Origin of the sequence: Dokdonella sp., assembly GCF_049593775.1 — a bacterium.
GTDB lineage: Bacteria > Pseudomonadota > Gammaproteobacteria > Xanthomonadales > Rhodanobacteraceae > Dokdonella.
The window spans coordinates 1-5,068 of sequence record NZ_JBAWHJ010000218.1; the positions used below are offsets into that span (position 1 = coordinate 1).

6 protein-coding genes are annotated in these 5,068 nt (G+C 59.9%); 2 read left to right on the forward strand and 4 right to left on the reverse strand.

The genetic code is table 11. The annotated features are described in order from the left end of the window. Positions 1-342 precede the first annotated feature (342 nt). Positions 343-1,347 carry a bile acid:sodium symporter family protein gene (locus WBP53_RS07820; RefSeq protein WP_423927621.1) on the forward strand — a complete coding sequence of 335 codons (1,005 nt, stop codon included), beginning with the start codon at positions 343-345 and terminating at the stop codon, positions 1,345-1,347. Positions 1,348-1,471: 124 nt separating this feature from the next. Here WBP53_RS07820 and cyoE read toward each other — a convergent pair whose 3' ends face one another. From cyoE to WBP53_RS07840, 4 genes are read right to left on the reverse strand one after another with little or no spacing between them, the layout of a single operon-like run. Continuing rightward, positions 1,472-2,332 carry a heme o synthase gene (gene cyoE, locus WBP53_RS07825; protein WP_423927623.1) on the reverse strand — a complete coding sequence of 287 codons (861 nt, stop codon included), beginning with the start codon at positions 2,330-2,332 and terminating at the stop codon, positions 1,472-1,474. 47 nt (positions 2,333-2,379) lie between these two features. Further along, positions 2,380-3,522: a COX15/CtaA family protein gene (locus WBP53_RS07830; protein WP_423927631.1), complete on the reverse strand. Its 1,143-nt coding sequence runs from the start codon at positions 3,520-3,522 to the stop codon at positions 2,380-2,382. 2 nt (positions 3,523-3,524) lie between these two features. Continuing rightward, complete coding sequence (locus tag WBP53_RS07835) at positions 3,525-4,076, reverse strand: hypothetical protein (protein ID WP_423927625.1); 552 nt, start codon at positions 4,074-4,076, stop codon at positions 3,525-3,527. Further along, a complete protein-coding gene (locus tag WBP53_RS07840; RefSeq protein ID WP_423927627.1) occupies positions 4,076-4,804 on the reverse strand; it encodes an SURF1 family protein in 729 nt (242 codons plus the stop codon). Before WBP53_RS07840 ends, WBP53_RS07835 begins: the two co-directional genes overlap by 1 nt. Positions 4,805-4,852: 48 nt before the next feature. On the opposite strand from WBP53_RS07840, the gene WBP53_RS07845 reads away from it, so the two are divergent. Then, on the forward strand, positions 4,853-5,056 hold the full coding sequence (locus WBP53_RS07845; RefSeq protein WP_423927629.1) for a twin transmembrane helix small protein: 204 nt from the start codon (positions 4,853-4,855) through the stop codon (positions 5,054-5,056). Positions 5,057-5,068: the final 12 nt, after the last annotated feature.

Genomic DNA, 5,068 nt, shown 5'->3' on the forward strand with positions numbered 1-5,068 from the left:
CCGGATTTGAATTCCTGGCTTGAGGGACTTGCTGGCTCCTCCATCAAGCTGATGCCCTGGAACCCCTTCGGATTCGACCATCAACAGGCGCTACCAGGGTGACAAGGCGAGCCGCACTGAAAGCTGCAATCACCTTGTTCGCAGAGTCCCGGGCCAGCACCATGCCTGGCTACCCGTCGTCCCACTCCCCGTCCTGTTCGGCTATCTTGATCTCCGACAACCACGAAATCAGCTGAGTTTCCTGTTGCCCGGCTTTCAAACTCGCTGGTTGACGGCACAATGTGCAAGGCGGACCCCAACGGTTGGCCATTTCATCATCAACCGCAGCGAGCCCGAGACCCCATGCAACGAATGCCCAGGCTGTTCGACCGCTATGCACTGGCGCTGGTGGCGACCGTATTGCTTGCGGCGATCTTGCCTTGCAGCGGGACTGTAGCCGATGTGTTCGATGTAGTAACTCCGCTCGCTATTGCCTTGCTGTTCTTTCTGCATGGAGCCCGTCTCTCGCGTGACGCGATCATTGCCGGCCTGATTCATTGGCGACTGCATCTGCTGGTTCTGGCTTGCACCTATGCGATGTTTCCCCTGCTCGGATTGGGCATCGAGGCGTTGCTGCCTGCCGGCGTTCTTGCGCCCGACTTGATGATCGGCGTGCTGTTCCTCTGTGCATTGCCGTCAACCGTGCAATCTTCGATTGCATTCACCTCGATCGCCCGTGGCAATGTGGCCGCTGCTGTTTGCAGCGCCTCCCTGTCCAACCTGCTTGGCGTGTTCATCGCCCCCGCCCTGGTCGCGTTGTTGCTGCATTCAGGGAATTCAAGCGGACTGGCGCTGGGCTCGATCGGCAAGATTGTCATGCAGTTGTTCCTGCCGTTTATCGCCGGCCATCTGGCACGTCCGTTGATCGGGACGTTCGTCGATCGCAGCCGACGCCTGCTTGCCTATACCGACCGGGGAACGGTGCTGCTGGTTGTCTACGTCGCGTTCAGTGCGTCGGTAGTCGACGGATTGTGGAAGCAATTGCCGTTGTCTTCGCTGCTGTTGCTGCTTGCCGTTGTCACACTGCTGCTTGTTCTGGCGCTGGTGCTCACCACATTCCTCAGCCGCCGTCTCGGCTTCAGCCGCGAGGACGAAATCGCCATTGTTTTCTGTGGCTCGAAGAAAAGCCTGGCCAGTGGCGTTCCGATTGCGAACATCCTGTTTGCCGGAAATCCCGCGCTGGGCATGATCGTGGTTCCGGTACTGCTTTACCACCAGATCCAGCTGATGGCGTGTGCGGTGCTTGCACAGCGCTATGCGCGCCCAGCCGATCACGCCACCAGAGCGCCCACGATGCCACCCAGCTAGCAGCGTCGGGCGACAAACAAGCGGTATCGCAAGAGCGGACATCGAAGTCCGCGATCAGAGCCGGCTGCTGGGCAACTTGCTGATTCGCTGATCGGCACTGCAACTGCCCCGGCGCAGGGATCTTCTACAGATAGTGATCTACCAGCAAAAAGGCGAACAAGGCCATCAGGTAGATGATCGAGTAGTTGAAGACCTTCATCGCGAACCATTCATTGGGCGGGTTCAGGAGACGAATGGCGTAGTAGAGGAATCCCGCGCCAAGTACCAGCGCACCACCAAGATAGAACAGACCGCTCATTCCGGTCAGATAGGGCAGCAAGGTCACCAGAAGCAGCAGAATCGTATACGCGAGAACATGCCAGCGGGTGTAGGTAACCCCGTGCGTAACCGGCAACATCGGCACCTGTGCGCGTGAATAGTCCTCCACGCGAAAGATCGCAAGTGCCCAGAAGTGTGGTGGCGTCCACACGAAAATGATCAGGAACAACAGCAACGCATAGGGGTGAACCTCGCCGGTGACGGCGACCCAGCCAAGCAGGGGTGGTGCCGCACCTGCCGCACCTCCGATGACGATGTTTTGCGGCGTGGCGCGCTTCAGGAAGGCCGTGTAGACAATCGCATACCCGATCAGCGAGGCGAACGTGAGAGCGGCCGTCAGCGGATTGACCAGGGTGACGAGAATCGTCATTGAAAGAATGCCGAGCACGACCGCGAATATCAGTACCTGGATCGGCTTCAGCGTTCCGGTTGCCAGAGGCCTCTGCGAGGTGCGCGCCATCAGCCGATCGATGCGCTGGTCGATCAGATGATTGATTGCGGCCGCCGATGCCGCGGCGAGCCAGATACCAATGAATCCAGCCACCGATTCGCGCAACGGCGGCCAACCCGGCACCGCGAGAAACATGCCGATGATCGCGGTGAACACGATCAACGCAACGACGCGCGGCTTGGTCAGCTCAAGGTATTCGTGGGCGATCGATGCCATGTATGTCAGTTGCCGAGAGAAGAGGATGCGTTGTGCACGGTAGCTGCTCAGGCTTCCATGGTCACGCGCCGCTGCGTACTCGCAAGGGCGGTCACCATGATCAGAAGGAGCAGGACGGCGACGGCGACGTGCGCAACTGCCACGCCGAGTGGCAAGCCAAGCTTGATGTTGGCGATACCCAGAACGACCTGCACAAGCACGCCAAGACCGAGCGCCAGTGACAGTTTGCGCCGTCCTGAGCGCGCCAGTCGGTATGCCAGCCAGCCGAAATAGAAGAATACGACCAGCGCACCCAGGCGATGAGCCATCTGGATGGCATTGCGTGCGGCGACATCCAGCACACCGCCCTCGTAGTCGATACCGATACCACGCCAGAGGACGAACCCTTCCCTGAAGTCAGTCTCAGGCCACCATTGGCCCTGGCAAGTCGGGAAATCGAGACCACAGGTGAGCGCCGCATAGTTGGCACTGGTCCAGCCACCCAGTGCGATCTGAACACCGAGCAGGACAATCCCGATTGCGACAAGCCGGCGAATCGAGGAGCCCTGCCCATTGTCGACACCGATGCCGCACAAGCGGATTGCCACATAGCTGGCCAGGGCAAACGTCGTCAGCCCACCCAGCAGATGGCCCATGACGACCACTGGTTTCAATAGCCAGGTGACCGTCCACATGCCGAGCATGGCCTGGAAGATCACTACTGACAGCAGTATCACCGCGACACGCCACGGAGCAGCGCGATCCAGCCTCGCGGCGGCGATCACGGGAAGCAGCAAGGCCACTACGGAGCAGGCGGCGGAAACCGCGTGCGCCCCGTGCCTGTAGGCAAAAATTCCGATTGCCGCCGACACTGCGGCGAGAACAACCATCAACACGATGACCTTGCGCCGCCATGCGGCCGTCAAAGCCAGCCCGAGAATCAGCACACCGAGGAACCCGGCGACCATGCGGTGTCCCTGCTCGCGCCAGGTCTTGTGCGATTCAACCGGCCTTTCCGGAAACGCTTCGTTGGCGCTGACGATTTCCTGTTCGTGGCCCGGCCATGTGGCCTTGCCATAGCAAGTCGGCCAGTCGGGACATGACAAGCCCGCGTGGCTCAAGCGCACGAACGCGCCGAACACGATTACGCAAAAGGCGACGATCGCGACCAGCGACGCGAGGCCGGCGGTGCGTGAGAACCCGGACCCCATCTTCACTTCGTTACCTTGGCAAGATCCTTGCGCAAGCCACTTGCGTTGAATCCGTTGGCGTAGTGGGTCAAGGCGATTGCATCAGGCTTGACCAGGACAACCGCAAGGCCGTCATCAGCGTCGGGCGCCCATTCCGCGAACTCGTTGTCGAGGTCCTTGCCGACATCCCATGCTTGCATCAAGGCTCCGGCATCCGCGCCCACAGGCGGCGTACCCAGATAGAGCAGTCGTACCCGATTGGCACGCTGATTGAGTGAAATCTTCGCACGGTGAAGCTGGTCGAGCTGGCTCATGCATTCCTCTGCACAACGCCGGCCAGGGATGGCGACCACGCTCCAGCGCCAGTCCGGATCGTGCCATTCGAGACGTGTACCATCCGCCAGTTCGACAGGAACCTTGTCGACCACGCGTTGCGGAACAATTCCCTCGCCGTAACTGCGTCCATCTGGCACCCAGCCAGAGAACACCAAAAGTGCAGCCACGCCCATTGGCAGGATGAACAGCGAAGCAAGCAGGACAAGCTGCAGGCGTTTCCGGTTTCTTGTCTGCATCATCAGGACTCTTTTTTGGGGCGCCGCCAATGCAGCACGATGAAGATCACAAGTGCTGCGAGCGCAAAGCAGAACCATTGAAAGGCATAGCCGAGGTGTTTCTCCGGAGGAATGATCTGCGGCGTCCACTCGCGCAGGAATCCAGAATCTTCATCTGCGTCAAGCAATAGCACGCGCGAATCGATCTGCCGCCCCAGATCCTCTCCGATTTCCACCGTGTCAATATAGATACTCAATTTCGGCCAGCTCGCTTGTTTCGGCAGCGAGTTGCCACCCATTCGGAAGCCCGATCCTGGCGCTGTCGCGTACAAGCCTTCCAGCGTCACGCGGCCCTCCGGCAAGCGCGGCACGACCGGCATCGAACCATCGCCCTGATGCGCGAGGAAGCCACGATTGACCAGCAGTGGCAAGCCGCCATCATCCGGATCAAACAGGGCAAATGCGAGTCGCCCCTGTTGACCGTTTCGTATCTGGTCATCAAGCAGATAAGTGTGCGCCGCGTCGTACCGACCCTCGGCCCTGACGCGGGGAAAGCCGCCCGAATCAACCTGTTCGCGCGCCTGCGTCAGCGTCATCGCCGACCCGGCAGCCGCGGAAGCATACGCCGCCAGCAATTGTTCCTTTTCTGCTGCACGGTCCAGCTGCCAGAATCCGAGGCGGCAGAAAAACAGCAAACCTGCGCCGAGCAGAGCGATTGCCAGCCACGAAGGTTTTTTCCAGCGTCGGTTCACGGCATCAGCGGCTATACTTGCCCGCACTGTTTTTCAATGTGAGTCGGCATGACCAGCAAGATACTGATCGTCGTTTTCCTGATCGCCATCGTCTGGAACCTCGGTGCCGGCCTCTACTACATGATGACCGATAAGGGCGAATCTGACCGAACCGTCAAGGCCCTGACGCGGCGCATAGCACTGTCAGTTGTGCTGATCATCCTGATCATCATCGGCATGGCCACCGGCTTCATTCAGCCGCATGGCTTGTGAAGCCGAGAATGG